The sequence below is a fragment of the Kitasatospora sp. NPDC058965 genome (assembly GCF_042741245.1).
Classification (GTDB): domain Bacteria; phylum Actinomycetota; class Actinomycetes; order Streptomycetales; family Streptomycetaceae; genus Kitasatospora.
In genome coordinates this window covers 29,460-43,529 of record NZ_JBHYKG010000030.1, presented here as the reverse complement: position 1 = coordinate 43,529, position 14,070 = coordinate 29,460, and the positions used below count along the sequence as shown (strand labels likewise).

Genomic DNA, 14,070 nt, shown 5'->3' with positions numbered 1-14,070 from the left:
GACCGCCGCCGCGCTCGCGGTGACGCGGCCCACCCGCTGCGCCGGTGCGGGGGCGCGCGGGGCGGCGCACGCTGGGAGGCTTGGACCCGACCGGGCGGGCGGTCCGGTCACCGGCTCCGGCCGGGGCCGGCCGACCGCCGCGCCCCTCGCAGGAGGCCACCATGCCTGCCGCCCGGCCCAGCGAATCCCCGCTGCCGACAGTGCCCGCCCCCACCCCCACCGAGACACCCGAGTGCGAGGCGTCGACCTGCCACGGCATCTCGATCCCGGAATCCGTCGAACTCCACACCGCCTGGCCCAGTTGGATACCGCTGGCCGTGATCGCGCTCATGGTGGTCAGCTGCGCCGGGTTCGCCGTCGCGCGCATCGCCGGTTGGTGACACCGCAGTTGCGGCCGGGGACGCCCCCGCACGAGCGGGGACGGCTCGCCGCACGGCGCTCCGGGAGGGCGCTCGGGCCCGCCGGAGGGGCCCGTGCGGAGCAGGGCGGGGCCGGCCGACCGGCGCGCGCACCCTCGCCCCGGTGGCCCTGAACTGCCGTGCGAGACTGACCGGGTGCCCGGTACCCACCGCTTCCGTACGGCCGCGCTCCTCGCCGCCGTGACCACCGTCCTCACCCTCGCCGGGTGCGGCACCGAGCCCGGCGGCGACGCGCAGGCCGCGTTCGTCAGCGGGAGCGGCGGGCTCGACACCGTGCCCCCGGCGGGCCGTCGGCCCGCGCCGGCGATCAGCGGGAACGATCTGGAGGGCCGGCCGGTCTCGTTGCAGGGGTTCGCCGGGAAGGTCGTCGTGGTCAACCTCTGGGGCTCCTGGTGCTCGGCCTGCCGGGCCGAGGCGAAGGGCCTGGAGCTGGCCTTCGAGAAGTACCGGGACCAGGGGGTCCAGTTCCTCGGGATCAACACCCGGGACACCGACGTGACCAACGCCGAGCAGTTCGAGTCCGGCCACGGGATCGGCTACCCGAGCATCTTCGATCCGGACGGCACCCAGATCCTCAAGTTCCCCAAGGGCTCGCTGAATCCGGAGGCCCTTCCGACCACCCTGGTCGTCGACCGGCAGGGCCGGCTCGCCGCGCGGGCGATGAAGGCGGTGTCGGTGGACGACCTGGACGCGCTGATCTCGCCACTGCTGGCGGAGCACTGAGGCCGCCCGCCGGCCGGCGTCACCAGCGGGCGGGCGGCCGGCGTCACCAGCAGGCGGGCGGTCGGCGTCACCAGCGGGGGTGCACCTGCGCCCGGAGCCGGTCGTCGTACAGCGCCCGCACCGCCGCGAGCGTGCTCTCCGGCAGCGGTGCCAGGGCCGCTGCGCTCGCGTTGTCGCGGGCCTGGGCGGGGTTGCGGGCGCCGGGGATCACCGTGCTGACGCCGGGCTGCTGGATGATCCAGCGCAGTGCCGTCTGCGCCGCGGTGGCGCCCTCGGGGGCGAGGCCCGCGAACGCGGCGGCCGCCTCGACACCGGTGGCGTAGTCCACGCCGGAGAAGGTCTCGCCCTGGTCGAAGGCCTCCCCCTGCCGGTTGTAGTTGCGGTGGTCCTCGGCCGCGAACGTCGTCTGCGCGGTGTACCGGCCGCTGAGCAGGCCGGAGGCCAGCGGGACGCGGGCGATGATGCCCACCCCCGCCTGCTGCGCGGCGGGCAGGACCTGCTCCAGCGGCTTGAGCCGGAATGCGTTCAGGATGATCTGCACGCTCGCCACGCCCGGCCGGGCGAGGGCGGTCAGCGCTTCCGCGCAGGTCTCGACGCTGACCCCGTACGCGGCGATCCGCTCCTCGTCCACCAGGGTGTCGAGCGCGTCGAAGACCTCGTCGGAGGAGTAGACGGGGGTGGGCGGGCAGTGCAGCTGCACCAGGTCGAGCCGGTCCGTGCCCAGGTTCTCGCGGGAACGGTCGGCCCAGGAGCGGAAGTTGGCGAGGGTGTAGTGCTCCGGCCGCTGCTCGACCCGGCGGCCGAACTTGGTGGCGACGAACAGGTCGCTGTCCGGACGGTCCTTCAGGAAGCGTCCGATCAACCGCTCGCTGCGGCCGTCGCCGTACACGTCGGCGGTGTCGAAGAAGGTGACGCCCGCCTCCACGGCGGCGTCCAGGACGGCGAGGGCGTCGCTCTCGCGGACCTCTCCCCAGTCGGCACCGAGCTGCCAGGTGCCGAGGCCGACGACGGAGACCGGACGGCCGGTACGGCCGAGTACGCGCTGTTCCATGCGGCGATCGTCCCATCCCGGCCGGGCGGGCGCCGCGGAGCCCCTCCGCCCCGCGTGTCCGCACCGCCCCGCGGGTCCGCATCACGCCGCCTGCCTGCGCCGCGCCGTCTGCCCGCACCGCGCCGCCCCGGACGGTGGAGGCCGCCCGCCGCGGGCGCGGCCTCCACCGTCGGACGACCGCCCGGCCGCAGCCGTCAGCCGGCCCGGTCCTGCGGCCGGGCGGCCCGGTCCTCGTCCGGTTCGAGACCCTCCGCCTCGACACCCTCCAGCGCCGCCACCACGCTGAGGCCGGCGCCGTCCTCGGCGTCCCGCAGTTGCGCGAGCACCTCCTCGCGATCGCTCAGCAGCACGGTGAGGATCCGGCGGGCCGACCTGAGCAGCTCCGACACGTCCGCACCGGCCAGGCTGTACAGCACCGTGCCGCGCTCACGAGTGGACACCACGATGCCCGCGCGCTTGAGCACCCCCAACTGCTGGGACAGGCTCGATGCCTCGATCCCCAGGTCCGCCAGCAGACTGCGCACCGGCAGCGGCCCGCCCTGCAGCAGCTCCAGCACCCGGATCCGCACCGGATGGCCCAGCATCCGGAAGAACTCCGCCTTCACCTCGTACAACGGACGACGCATCAGACCTCCAACGAGCTCTCGATGCGCTTCAGCCGGTGCCGCGCCATCGCCAGGTTGGCCCGCCCGCGGTCCAGCGCCAGGTACAGGAACAGCCCCTTGCCGGTCCGCGACGTCAGCGGGCGGATCAGGTGGTACTGACCGCTCAGCGTGACCAGCACGTCCTCGATCCCGTCGTCCAGCCCGAGCATCTCCATCGTGCGCATCTTGGCCCGCACCAGATCGGTGTTGCCCGCCGCGGCGACCGCGAGGTCCAGGTCGCGCCCGCCGCCCATCACCCCCAGCGCCATCCCACTGCCGTAGTCGACCAGCGCCACTCCCAGGGCGCCCTCGATCGTCATGGCTTCCTTCAGTGCAATCTCTGTCTCTGCCATGCCCGAGACGGTAGAACTCCCACCCGGCCGGAAAAACGGGAATTTCAAAAACCTGCAACTCGACGAACCACAAGCCCTAGGATGCGTGCCCCCGTGGCGGGTTGTGGCGTGACCCGGGCCGGACAGCTGCCCGCACTGTCGGTGCGCGGACCTACGGTTGCTCCGTGATCGATCCTCAGCTCCCGCACACCGACCCCCAGCACCTCCTCGCCGCCGCGGCCGCGGGTGAACTCCCCCTGACGACCCCGCTGCCGGCGGGTCGCCTCGTCGGGTCCCGTGCGGCCGACGGCGACGCGCCGCCCGTCCTGTGGCTGAGCGACGGACCGGCGACCGCGGGGCTCTGGGCGGCGCTGCACAGCGAGCGGCACCGGACCGGCCTGTGGCCACTGCTCCTGCTCGGCCTCGACGACACCCCGGCCTTCCGCCCCTGGCAGTCGCAGGAGTTGTCTCCGCAGGACATGTCCTCCGCCGACGAGCACGATGCCGCCGTGCTGCTGAAGGACTGGTGGGCGGAGGTGGCCGCGTGGGAGACCGACGATCCGGAGGAGGCCGAGGAACGGCAGGAACTCGTGGCGCCCTTCGGCCCCGTCTGGCCCGGTCTCGCGCCCGCCCCGACCGGGGGCGGCGACCCCGACGCGACGGCGCGCTCGGTCGCGACCCAACTGCTGCGGGCCCGGCCCGGGATGCGGATCGGGCTCGTCCCGGCCACCGACGGCGCGCAGGCGCTGGCGACCTGCGGGTGGAGCGGACCGCTGAACCACGAGGCGGACACCGGGAAGATCGCCAGTGTCCTCCGCAGCTGGGAGCACCGGTTCGGGGCCCAGGTGGTCGGCGCCGGCTTCGACACCCTCTACCTCAGCGTGGCGGCCCCGCCCACCAGCCCGGACAGCGCCCTGCTGATCGCGGCCGAGCACCTCGCCCTGTGTCCGGACAACATCCTGCAGGGCGATGCCGAGACGCTGGCCGAGTACGCCGACGACCTGGTCGACGAGGACCTGTGGGCATTGTGGTGGGACTGACGCCAGGCGCGCAGCCCCGCCCCTCTACCCGGCGAGGAAGAACGCCTTGAGCCGGTCGGCCACGGCCCGCGGGTCGCCGTGCGGATTGCGCCGCCGGTCGACGTTCCAGGCGGCGGCGTGGTCGAGGCCGGCGAGTTCGACGCGCCGGACGTCGGGGACGACCTGCTCCAGCCGGTCGAGGGTGCGGGCCAGGTAGGCCGGGCTCTTGCTGCCGCCGAGCAGCAGGACGGGCTGGGTGAGGGTGCCGAACGTCGGGAGCGAGCCGTCCATGGACCTCACGACGGCGACGTCGTACGGGAAGGCCCGGGCGAGGTCCGCCATCGGGGCGTAGCCGCCGGTGCCCTGCTTCGCCTCCTGCTTCATGATGCCGCCGACCGCGCGCTTGACCAGCCGGTCCGGCACGGCGCGCAGCAGGGCCGGACCGAACTCGGCCATCTTCATGCCCGCCACCAGCATCCCGGCCAGGTCGCCGGCCTCGGCGTAGGCGTCGAAGCGTGCGAGGCCGCCGCGGGGGAGGCCGTCGGGGAAGACGGCCGGCTCGTAGAGGGCCAGCCTGGTCAGCCGCGGCAGCGCCAGGGCCGCTTTGAGGGCGATGTCGGCACCCGAGCTGAGGCCGAACACGTGGTGCGCGCCGGTGGCCCGGAGCACGGCGTCGAGGTCGCGGACGTCGTCGTCGGGCGTGTAGTCGGGGCTGTACGGCCGCGGGCTCAGCCCGCGGCCGCGGCGGTCCGGGACGACGACGGTGAACGCGTCGGCGAGCGCCTCGGCCAGCTCGCGGAACGAGTACGCGGTCCCCATCGCGCCCTGGACCAGGACGAGGGCCGGGCCGCTGCCGAGTCGCTCGAAGCCGATCCTGGTGCCGTCGCTGGATACGGTGTGATCGACCGCCGGTGCGCTGGAGAGCATATGTTCTTCCGTTCCGGTATATTTCCACTTCGGTAGTACGTACTATGGGGCAGCATGGAGCAGCTTTCAACCCGACCCGAGTCCCTCGACGCGTCCGTCGCGCGCATGGCGGGCCTGTGGGAGGTGCTGATCAGTCAGGCGGTCCTGTTCAACGAGGGGGTCGCCAAGGCACTCGGACTCAGCACGGTCGACCTGCAGACCTTCGCCGTCATCTCGCGCAACGGCGGGCCGATGACGCCGACCGAGGTGGCCACCCGGACCGGCCTGCCGGCCAGCACCACCACCCGGGTCCTCGACCGGCTGGAGCAGGGCGGCTACGTCGTGCGCAGCAGCGTCCCGCACGACCGCCGCAAGACCGCCGTCGAGGTGGTCGGGGCGAAGGCGGCCGAGATCGCGCAGCACTACACCGGCAAGGTGGACCAGCTCCGGCGCCTCAACGCCAAGCGGACCGAGGCCGAGCTGGCCGTGGTGCTCTCGTACCTCGAGGAGCTCGCAGCCGACGGCTGAATCCGGTCCGGCGCACGGCCCTCGCAGATCAGGACCCCGGGCCCCTCCCCCGCGGCGCACCGGGTGCTCTACGCTCTCCGCATTCGAATGATCGTCACATCACGGGGAGAACAGCTTCATGACCGCGCTTCAGCCTGCCGAGATCAACGGGATCGTCACCGAGGCGGCTCGCCTGACCCGTGAGAAGTACGTCTTCCCCGAGATCGGCGAGCAGCTCGCCGAACTGCTCACCGACCGGCTGGCCGACGGCCGCTACCACCGCGCGGAGGACCCCGAGGCGCTGGGCAGCCTGGTCACCGAGGACCTGCAGTCGGTCAACGCGGACCGGCACCTGCGGCTGAAGTTCCACCGGGAGGCGGTGCCGGACACCGAGGACGGTGCCGTGCTGGCCGAGCTCCACCGCGAGGCCGACCTCTCGCTCGGCGGGGTCCCGCTGGTCGAGCGGCTCGGCGGCGGCGTGGCCCGGCTGGAGCTCGCGCCGATCATCTTCCCGCTGGGCCTGGCCGTCGAGCCGCTGACGGCCGGCTTCGCCCTGGTCGCCCGGGCCGAGGCGCTGATCATCGACCTGCGCGCCTGCGTGGGCGGCCACCCGGAGGCGGTCGCCCACCTGAGCGGCTACCTGCTCGACGAGCCCACCCACCTGACCACCCTGTACGACCGCGAGGACGGCGAGTACCGCCAGCTGTGGAGCCCGGTGCACGTGCCCGGTCCGCGGTTCGGCGGCGAGAAGCCGCTGTACCTGCTGATCAGCAAGCGGACCTTCTCCGGCGCCGAGGCGATGGCCTACGACCTGCAGCAGCAGGGCCGCGCCGTGGTGGTCGGCGAGCGCAGCGGCGGCGGCGCCAACCCGCGCCAGGGCTTCACCCTGCACCCCCACCTGGAGGCCACCATCCCGGTCTCGCGCTCGATCAACCCGGTCACCGGCACCAACTGGGAGGGCGTCGGCATCACCCCCGACATCGAGACCGACCCCGCCGAGGCGCTCGGGGTGGCGCACCGGGCCGCGCTGGCCGACGTGGTCCGTCGCGGCGCCGGCACCCCCTCCGCGGCCGAGGCCCAGCGCCTGCTCGACGGCGTCGCCGAGCCGGTCGCCGACGGGCAGCCGATCTGATCCGCAGCCCCTCTGACGGGCAGCCGGTCTGACGCCGGCCGGCCGGCGGACGGCGGAGGCCCGCTGCCGGGGTCTCAGCACGCGTGCGGCGGGCCCGTGCCGCCGGCCCGTTGCGCCGGACCCGCCGTCACCTGCCGGTCCGGGCCACCCCGTTGATCAGCGCGCGGAAGGTCCAGGCGAGGCGGTCCTCGGGGCGGCCGGACACCAGGTCGTCCGCGGCCTCGGTGATCCGCGGGTAACGGACCGGGTCGGCCTGCTGCAGGGCCCGGACCATCGCGGTGTGCTCCGCGTCGGCCGCCGCGCCGGTGCGGGCCGAGTGCTCGGCGGCCGTGGCGGTCGCCGTCTGGAGCAGCACGTCCACGCCCCAGGCCGCCTGCGCCCGCGGCACCCCGCCCTCGTGCAGCAGGGTGAGCACCGTCTCGACCAGCGCCAGGTAGTGCGGCCCGGCCGGGCGGGCCAGTAGCGCCGAGTGCGCCAGCGCGGGGTGCCGGAACAGCACCCGGGTGTAGGAGACCAGCACCGCGCCGAGCCGCGCGCGCCAGTCGCCCGCCTGCTCGGCGGCGGGCGTCAGGTCCACGGTGCCGAGGTGGTGCTCCAGGATCGCGGCGTGCAGCTCCGCCGTGTTCGCGACGTAGACGTACAGCGAGGCCGGGCCGGTGTCCAGCTCCTGGGCGAGCCGGCGCATGGTGACCCGCTGCAGCCCTTCGGCCTCCATCAGCCGCACCGCCGCGTCGACGATGCCGCGGTGGGTGAGGGCGGGTTTGGCGGGACGTTCGCGGCGGCTGCGCGGCCTCGGTTCGGTGCTCTCCACGGGTCCAACCTATCGAGCGGCGGCGGCGCCCGGCGCGAACAGGTCCAGCAGCGCGGGGACCGGGGCCGGCCCGAACATCGTCTCCAGGCTGCCGGCCGACTCCGCCGCGGCCGCCGCGGCCCGCTCGAACATCGCCTCCTCGTGGGCGACCAGCGCCGCCGCCGGGTCGCCCGGGTGCGCCAGCAGGGCGAGGGCCAGCTCCGCGCCGTCCTGCATCGCCAGGTTGGCGCCCTCGCCGGCGAACGGGGACATCAGGTGCGCCGCGTCACCGAGCAGCGTCACGCCCGGGGTGTGCGCCCAGCGGTGGCCCACCGGCAGCGCGTGGATCCGGCGCAGCGTCAGTTCGCCGTCGGCGTCGGAGAGCAGCGCGCGCAGCTCCTCGCTCCAGCCGGCGAAGGCGTCGAGCGCGGCGGTGCGCAGCGGAGCGCCGGCCAACCCGGCCGCCCACTCCTCGGGGGCCTTGACCGCGGCGTAGACGTGGATGCTGCCGTCCGGCTCGCGGTGGGCGAGGAAGCCGCAGCCGCCACCGAGGGCGAGGAAGAAGCCGCCGCCGATCAGGTCGGTGGCACGGGGGTGACGGGCCGGCGCGTCGTGCAGGTCCGCCTCGACGAAGGAGATGCCGGTGTAGGCGGGCACGGCGTCGGAGAGCAGCGGGCGCACCTTCGACCAGGCGCCGTCCGCGCCGATCAGCAGGTCGGTGGTGAGCGCGCTGCCGTCGGCGAAGTCCACCCGGTGCCGCCCGCCGGCCAGCGGCGTGACGGCGGTGGCCTTGCGGCCCCAGTGGACGGTACCGGCGGGCAGCGAGCCCAGCAGCAGGGCGCGCAGGGCGCCGCGGTCGACCTCGGGGCGGCCGCCGGTCCCGTCGTCCTCCTCGGCGTGGTGCACGGTGCCGTCCGGGCCGAGCAGGCGCACGGCCTGGCCGCCCGGGTGGATCAGCTGCTCGAACTGCTCGTGCAGGCCGGCGGCGCGCAGCGCCTGCTGGCCGGACTCCTCGTGGATGTCGAGCATCCCGCCCTGGGTGCGGGCCGCGGCGGAGGGTTCGAGGTCGAACACGGCGGCGTCCAGCCCGTGCACGTGCAGCACCCGGGCGAGGGTCAGCCCGCCGAGGCCGCCGCCGAGGATCGCGAGCGGGTAGTGGGGCGTGGTGGTGGTCATGGCCGGCTCCTTCGGTCGTCGTGGCTTCCCTGTCGAGCGTAACGAACATGTTCGTGACGAACAAGTTCGTCATGCTCGACGAGGCCGCCCGCCGTGACCCCCCGGACCGCGGCCGGCCGATAGGCTGCCGCCGCCGAAGGAATCCAGGGGGTGGGGGCACCATGAGTCGACCAGTGCTGTTCCTCGACGTCGACGGGCCGCTCAACCCGTACGCGGCCAAACCCGAGCGGCGACCGGCCGGCTACACCACGCTCCGGATCCCCGAGCGGCCCGACGCCTCCGGCGCGGGCCGTCGGCGCCCGCTCAGGCTCTGGCTCGACCCCGCCCACGGACCGGCACTGCTGGCGCTCGACTACGAGCTCTGCTGGGCCACCAGTTGGATGGACGACGCCAACCGGTGGATCGCCCCCGTCCTCGGCCTGCCCGAGCTGCCGTTCGTCGACTTCGGCGACGCCCTGCTGACCGAGCGGCCGGACGGCGTGCACTGGAAGACGGACCCGCTGCTGGCCCACGCCGCCGGCCGACCGTTCGCCTGGGTGGACGACGAACAGGGCGACGCCGACCACACCCACGTCTCCGCCCGCCACCCGGCACCGGCCCTGCTCCACCACGTCGACCCGCGCATCGGGCTGCGGGCGGACGACTTCGCGGCGCTCACCGCCTTCGCGGACTCCCTCACCCCGACCCGGACCGGGCACGGGCCGACCTTAGGCCACGACGCGTGACGCTCGTCGGGCTTGCCAGGTGGTTCCTGGCACGCGGCAGCCGGGGACGGCTGGTCGTCCTGCTGCTCGCCAACGGGGCGGTGGCGGCCGGGGCGATCGCACTCGTCCCCGCACGGTACGCGTTCGTCGCCATGGGCCCGATGATCGCAGTGAACAGCGTGCTCATCCGCCGCTGGTCGAACCCGCGGGCGGCGGACGGCGAGGAGAAGCCGCGGGGCGCGGGCGACTGATGGTGGACGCCGAGGCGGAGCCGCGGGGCGCCGGCGACTGACGGCACAGGACGGAACCGCACGAACCGCAGGCACCGTCCACCCCACGGCGACGCACGAGGTCGCCGTGGATCACGGAGGAGTGCAGCACATGACGAGTACGGCCACCCGCTACCTCTACCTGGTGCGCCACGGCGAGGCGTTGCCGGACGAGAGCGGGCTCTCGGCGAACGGACGCCGCCAGGCCGACCTGCTCGGCCGCCGGTTGGCCGGCCGCCCGATCGCCGCGGTGCACCACGGACCGCTCCCCCGGGCCGCGCAGACCGCCGCACTGATCGCCGCCCACCTGCACGGTGCCCCGGTGGCGGCCGCGGACTGCGCCGGCGACTACGTCCCGCACGTCCCCGACCGCGCCGAACTGCCCGCCGACTGCGCCGACCACCTGCTGCACTTCCTCTCCCGCACCACCCCGAGGAGCGCGAGCACGGGCCGGCGCTGGCGCGCGAGGCGGTGGCGCGGTTCACCGGACCCGTTCCCGGCGACCAGGACCGGCACGAACTCGTCGTCACCCACGCCTTCCTGATCGGCTGGCTGGTCCGCCACGCCACCGACGCCCCGCCCTGGCGCTGGCTCGGCCTCAACCAGGGCAACGCGGCACTGACCGTCATCCGCTACGCCCCGGGGCGGCCGTCCTCGGTGCTCGTCCACAACGACGTCCGGCACCTGCCCACCGAGCTGTGCTGGACGGGGTTCCCGCCCGAGCTGCGGGTGTGAGGCGCGGGCGCCAGCGGCCGCCGGCGCCCGGCCCGGGACGGTGCCGACCGCCCCGACGGGGCCTCAGTGCTGCGGCACGCGGGCGGCGGCCGCACGCCGCGGTACGGCGCCCACCACCGCGGTCCCGCGCCGCCCGAGCAGGTCCGCCACCACCTCCGCCGATGCGCGCGTGACCTCGGCGACGAACCGCGCCCGCCGCATTCCGAGCGACCGCAGCGCCCGGCCGTGGTCGACGGCGACGAACAGCGTGGCCCCCAGCAGCAGGGCGCACCAGCCGGCCACCGCCACCGGCTGCAGGACGGCGGGCAGTTCGGCGATCGACCGGCGCAGTCGCCGGCAGTGGAACGGGATGTGCCGCCGCTCGTCCGCCAGGATCCGGCCCGCCACCTGACTCGTCAACGGGTCGCGGACCCCGTCACGCACCGCACGGTAGTAGGTGACCGCGACGAACTCCGCGGTCAGCAGCACCATCAGCTCCAGCCGGAGCCCGAGCAGCCGGCGCACCGCAACGAAGGCCCGGTCGCTCCAGTGCCCGTCCAGCAGCGGCGCGCCCGCGGCGGCCAGCAGCCGGGCCAGCAGGCGGGCGTGGTTCTGCTCCTCGGCGATGAACAGGCGCACGGCGGCGGCGTACTCGGCATCGCCGGCCTGGTCGGCCTTGGCGATCAGGTTCCGCCCGTCACCGTCCTCGCCGACCTGGAAGCGCTGCAGGCTCGCCACCACGGCCTCGGGCAGTCGCGCGCCCGCCGACCAGTCCGGCTCCCCCGCCTCGGCCCGGCGCACGGCCTCGGCACGGAACTCCACGAGCCAGTCGGCGAATCCGTCCACGGTCATGCCACTCCCCTGCTCCAGTGTCCGAGGCGGGGAACCGGCCGGGCACGGCACCACGGCGCACGGCATCACGGCCCCACAGGGCACGCGCCGACGCTGGTGCGTCCCGCCCTTCGACGATCACAGTAGCGCAGACCTGAACGCGTTCAAATAGATGTTCTGAACGCGTTCAGTCCAGGCCGACGTTCGAGACAAGGCCGAACCCCCCTCACACCAGGCACCCGACCTGGTCGAGCGTCCAGGCGGAACGCTCAGCCAGATGGTTCCTCCCAAAGCGGACCGGCAGGCCATAGCGGCCATGGTTGGCAGACACCTCCATGAATAGCCGCGGCCATGGCCGGGAAAAGAGTCAGACCTCCTACAGGCAGGGAAACAGGCCGCAATTCTCTGCGGGCCGACCGCTGTACACCGACCCGCAGATTTGGAACCTGCAGATGGTCGCGCTAGATTGTGCGCATGACGACCAGTCAGGTGAAACGGGCTTTCAAGTTCCGCTTCTACCCGACCGATGCGCAAGCGGCTGAACTGGCGCGCACCTTCGGCTGCGTGAGATTCGTGTACAACAAAGCATTGGCAGCCCGGTCTGAAGCCTGGACGATACGCCGAGAGCGGGTGGGCTACAACGCGACGTCAGCGATGCTGACGGCATGGAAGAAGAGCGAGGAACTGGCATTCCTGGGCGAGGTCTCCTGCGTGCCCCTGCAGCAGGCGCTGCGGCACTTGCAGGGAGCGTTCGCCAACTTCTGGCGCAAGCGGGCGAAGTACCCGACGTTCAAGTCCAGGAAGAAGTCCCGCAAGTCCGCCGAGTACACAGCGTCCGCGTTCCGGTATCGGGACGGGCACCTCACGCTGGCGAAAATGGCCGATCCGTTGGACATCGTGTGGTCCCGGCCGCTCCCGCAGGGGCAGTCGCCGTCCACCGTGACCGTGTCACAGGACGCAGCCGGGCGCTGGTTCATCTCCCTCCTGTGTGACGACCACCCGTCGATGCCTGCGCCCGTCCATGCGGCGGTGGGCATTGACGTCGGGATCATCAGCCTGGTGACGCTCTCCACGGGAGAGCAGGTCATCAATCCGAAGCACGAGCGCCGTGACCGGGACCGGCTGGCCAGGGCCCAGCGGGAGCTCGCCCGCAAGGCCAAGGGCTCGAACAATCGCGAGAAGGCGCGCAGGAAGGTAGCCCGCGTCCACGCGAGGATCGCCGACCAGCGCCGGGACTTCCTGCACAAGCTCACTACTCGACTCGTCCACGAGAACCAAGTGGTCGTGATCGAGGACCTGACGGTCCGCACCATGCTCAAGAACGGCAAGCTGTCCCGGGCAATCTCGGACGCGAGCTGGAGCGAACTGCGAACCATGCTGGAGTACAAGACCGGCTGGTACGGCCGTGAGCTGATCACCGTCGACCGGTGGTTCCCCAGCTCCAAACGGTGCTCGGCCTGCGGCAGCATCCGCAACACGATGCCGCTGAGCGTCCGCGAGTGGACGTGCGACTGCGGTGCGGTCCACGACCGGGACGTGAACGCGGCGAAGAACATTCTGGCCGCCGGGCTGGCGGTTACTGCCTGTGGAGACGGTGCAAGACCTCAACGGAGCATTCCGGGCGGGCAGTCGTCGGTGAAGCAGGAAGTCGTCCCACCGCAACGCACACGCGCGGCGGCTCGGCCGCGAGGCTGAGGGGAATCCCCTCCTTCGGGCAAGGGGAGGAAGTCAACAACGACAACAGCGGCCAGTGCCTGGCCATCCCGGGCGCCAGCACCGCCACCGGCGCCCACGTGATCCAGTGGCCGTGCGGGACCTGGCCGGACCACTACTGGCACTGACCCCGGCGGGCGGCCCGACGCCGCCCGGTGGGTCCCCGCCGCACCACGCTGAACCGACGCCGACCGCTGTGCTGCAGCGGTCGGCGTCCGGCTGTCGGGCCCGGCCCGCCGGCCGTGGCCCGGTGCCGCGCCGGGGCCCGTACGGGCTCCGCTACCCCTGGCTGCTGCTCGGGGTGCACCACTCGGGCTTCACCGCGGCGGGCTTGTACTCGTTCTCGTAGTCGGCCTGGCTGCCGGCCTTGTCCACGAACCAGCCCTGGAAGTCGTTGTACCAGCTCGTCGGGGAGCTGAGGTAGCTGCCCAGGGCCTTGTCAATGGCCAGGCACTCCGCGACTTCGTCCGGACGCAGCGCGATGACGTACTCCTGGGGCTCCGACACCAGGCTGGAGGGGATGAACCGGTAGTCGGCGCCCTGGCTGGAGATGCTCAGACCGCGCAGGATGATGCCGTCGGAGACGAAGACCTCGTCCGGGTTCTGCTGCAGGTCCTTCAGGCAGTCCGCCGCGGTGGACCGGCCGAGCTTGTTGATCCCGCTGCCCGGGACGGCCAGTTGGTCGACCGCCTTGGCGGCGGTCGTGTCGTTCTCGTAGCAGACCGACAGACCGTGCAGGGTGGAGACCTGGGCCGCGGTCAGCGTGCTGTCCTTGCTGACCAGGACGCCGAGGTTGGTCTTCAGGTACGGTCCGGCGAAGATGTACGACTTCTGGCGCTCACTCGTGTAGGAGATCGCCGAGACGGCCAGCTGGATCGTGCGGTCGTCCAGCTTCTTCTGCCAACTGGAGACCGAGATCGGCGAGTACGTGATCTGGTAGCCGAGCAGGCCGTGCAGCACCGAGTTGGTCAGGGTCGGCTCGAAGCCGGTCGGTACGTCCGTCCCGGGCGACAACTGACTCACGTTCGGCTGGTCGTTCTTGAACCCCACGGTGACCCGGGCGCCGGAGGGCAGGGCGCTCGGCGCGGGCGGCGACGCACTGGCACTCGGGGACGCGGACGGGCTCGCCGTCGGGGAGGC

Annotated in this window: 16 protein-coding genes and 1 pseudogene; 9 read left to right on the top strand and 8 right to left on the bottom strand. The window is 73.2% G+C overall.

Annotated elements, in window-relative coordinates:
- The first annotated feature begins 161 nt into the window (after positions 1-161).
- Positions 162-380 carry a hypothetical protein gene (locus ACFW1A_RS08125; protein ID WP_380406108.1) on the top strand — a complete coding sequence of 73 codons (219 nt, stop codon included), beginning with the start codon at positions 162-164 and terminating at the stop codon, positions 378-380.
- Between the two features lie 174 nt (positions 381-554).
- Positions 555-1,142, top strand: a complete 588-nt coding sequence (locus ACFW1A_RS08120) for a TlpA family protein disulfide reductase (RefSeq protein ID WP_380406105.1) — start codon at positions 555-557, stop codon at positions 1,140-1,142.
- Positions 1,143-1,209: 67 nt separating this feature from the next.
- On the opposite strand, the gene ACFW1A_RS08115 is transcribed toward ACFW1A_RS08120, so the two are convergent.
- The 3 genes from ACFW1A_RS08115 to ACFW1A_RS08105 all read right to left on the bottom strand — a co-directional run bounded on the left by ACFW1A_RS08115 (position 1,210) and on the right by ACFW1A_RS08105 (position 3,190).
- Complete coding sequence (locus ACFW1A_RS08115; protein ID WP_380406101.1) at positions 1,210-2,193, bottom strand: aldo/keto reductase; 984 nt, start codon at positions 2,191-2,193, stop codon at positions 1,210-1,212.
- A 194-nt stretch (positions 2,194-2,387) separates the two neighbouring features.
- Complete coding sequence (locus ACFW1A_RS08110; RefSeq protein WP_380406098.1) at positions 2,388-2,819, bottom strand: ArsR/SmtB family transcription factor; 432 nt, start codon at positions 2,817-2,819, stop codon at positions 2,388-2,390.
- Positions 2,819-3,190: a hypothetical protein gene (locus ACFW1A_RS08105; RefSeq protein WP_380406096.1), complete on the bottom strand. Its 372-nt coding sequence runs from the start codon at positions 3,188-3,190 to the stop codon at positions 2,819-2,821. Before ACFW1A_RS08105 ends, ACFW1A_RS08110 begins: the two co-directional genes overlap by 1 nt.
- A 164-nt stretch (positions 3,191-3,354) precedes the next feature.
- On the opposite strand from ACFW1A_RS08105, the gene ACFW1A_RS08100 reads away from it, so the two are divergent.
- Positions 3,355-4,209: a DUF4253 domain-containing protein gene (locus ACFW1A_RS08100; protein WP_380406093.1), complete on the top strand. Its 855-nt coding sequence runs from the start codon at positions 3,355-3,357 to the stop codon at positions 4,207-4,209.
- Between the two features lie 24 nt (positions 4,210-4,233).
- Here the strand turns inward: ACFW1A_RS08100 and ACFW1A_RS08095 are convergent, their stop codons facing one another.
- Positions 4,234-5,115: an alpha/beta fold hydrolase gene (locus ACFW1A_RS08095; RefSeq protein WP_380406090.1), complete on the bottom strand. Its 882-nt coding sequence runs from the start codon at positions 5,113-5,115 to the stop codon at positions 4,234-4,236.
- Between the two features lie 54 nt (positions 5,116-5,169).
- Between ACFW1A_RS08095 and ACFW1A_RS08090 the strand changes: the two genes are divergently transcribed.
- Together ACFW1A_RS08090 and ACFW1A_RS08085 are read left to right on the top strand one after the other, a co-directional pair.
- A complete protein-coding gene (locus tag ACFW1A_RS08090; RefSeq protein ID WP_380406087.1) occupies positions 5,170-5,622 on the top strand; it encodes a MarR family winged helix-turn-helix transcriptional regulator in 453 nt (150 codons plus the stop codon).
- Between the two features lie 118 nt (positions 5,623-5,740).
- Entirely contained in the window at positions 5,741-6,733 is a 993-nt protein-coding gene (locus tag ACFW1A_RS08085) for a S41 family peptidase (RefSeq protein WP_380406084.1), read from the top strand.
- 127 nt (positions 6,734-6,860) lie between these two features.
- On the opposite strand, the gene ACFW1A_RS08080 is transcribed toward ACFW1A_RS08085, so the two are convergent.
- Together ACFW1A_RS08080 and ACFW1A_RS08075 are read right to left on the bottom strand one after the other, a co-directional pair.
- On the bottom strand, positions 6,861-7,544 hold the full coding sequence (locus ACFW1A_RS08080; protein ID WP_380406081.1) for a TetR/AcrR family transcriptional regulator: 684 nt from the start codon (positions 7,542-7,544) through the stop codon (positions 6,861-6,863).
- A 9-nt stretch (positions 7,545-7,553) separates the two neighbouring features.
- Positions 7,554-8,699 (bottom strand): FAD-dependent oxidoreductase, encoded by a 1,146-nt coding sequence (locus ACFW1A_RS08075; RefSeq protein WP_380406079.1) that lies wholly within the window; start codon positions 8,697-8,699, stop codon positions 7,554-7,556.
- A gap of 161 nt (positions 8,700-8,860) precedes the next feature.
- On the opposite strand from ACFW1A_RS08075, the gene ACFW1A_RS08070 reads away from it, so the two are divergent.
- The 3 genes and pseudogenes from ACFW1A_RS08070 to ACFW1A_RS08060 all read left to right on the top strand — a co-directional run bounded on the left by ACFW1A_RS08070 (position 8,861) and on the right by ACFW1A_RS08060 (position 10,407).
- On the top strand, positions 8,861-9,424 hold the full coding sequence (locus tag ACFW1A_RS08070; protein WP_380406076.1) for a hypothetical protein: 564 nt from the start codon (positions 8,861-8,863) through the stop codon (positions 9,422-9,424).
- Positions 9,421-9,654 (top strand): hypothetical protein, encoded by a 234-nt coding sequence (locus ACFW1A_RS08065; RefSeq protein ID WP_380406074.1) that lies wholly within the window; start codon positions 9,421-9,423, stop codon positions 9,652-9,654. The genes ACFW1A_RS08070 and ACFW1A_RS08065 overlap by 4 nt, the downstream gene beginning before the upstream one ends.
- A 130-nt stretch (positions 9,655-9,784) precedes the next feature.
- Positions 9,785-10,407: pseudogene (locus ACFW1A_RS08060) on the top strand (histidine phosphatase family protein).
- Between the two features lie 63 nt (positions 10,408-10,470).
- Here ACFW1A_RS08060 and ACFW1A_RS08055 read toward each other — a convergent pair.
- A complete protein-coding gene (locus ACFW1A_RS08055; protein WP_380406071.1) occupies positions 10,471-11,238 on the bottom strand; it encodes a ferritin-like domain-containing protein in 768 nt (255 codons plus the stop codon).
- Between the two features lie 453 nt (positions 11,239-11,691).
- On the opposite strand from ACFW1A_RS08055, the gene ACFW1A_RS08050 reads away from it, so the two are divergent.
- Entirely contained in the window at positions 11,692-12,912 is a 1,221-nt protein-coding gene (locus ACFW1A_RS08050) for an RNA-guided endonuclease InsQ/TnpB family protein (RefSeq protein WP_380406068.1), read from the top strand.
- A gap of 297 nt (positions 12,913-13,209) precedes the next feature.
- Here ACFW1A_RS08050 and ACFW1A_RS08045 read toward each other — a convergent pair.
- A partial coding sequence (locus tag ACFW1A_RS08045) for a transporter substrate-binding domain-containing protein (RefSeq protein WP_380406065.1) occupies positions 13,210-14,070 on the bottom strand: 861 nt, incomplete at its 5' end.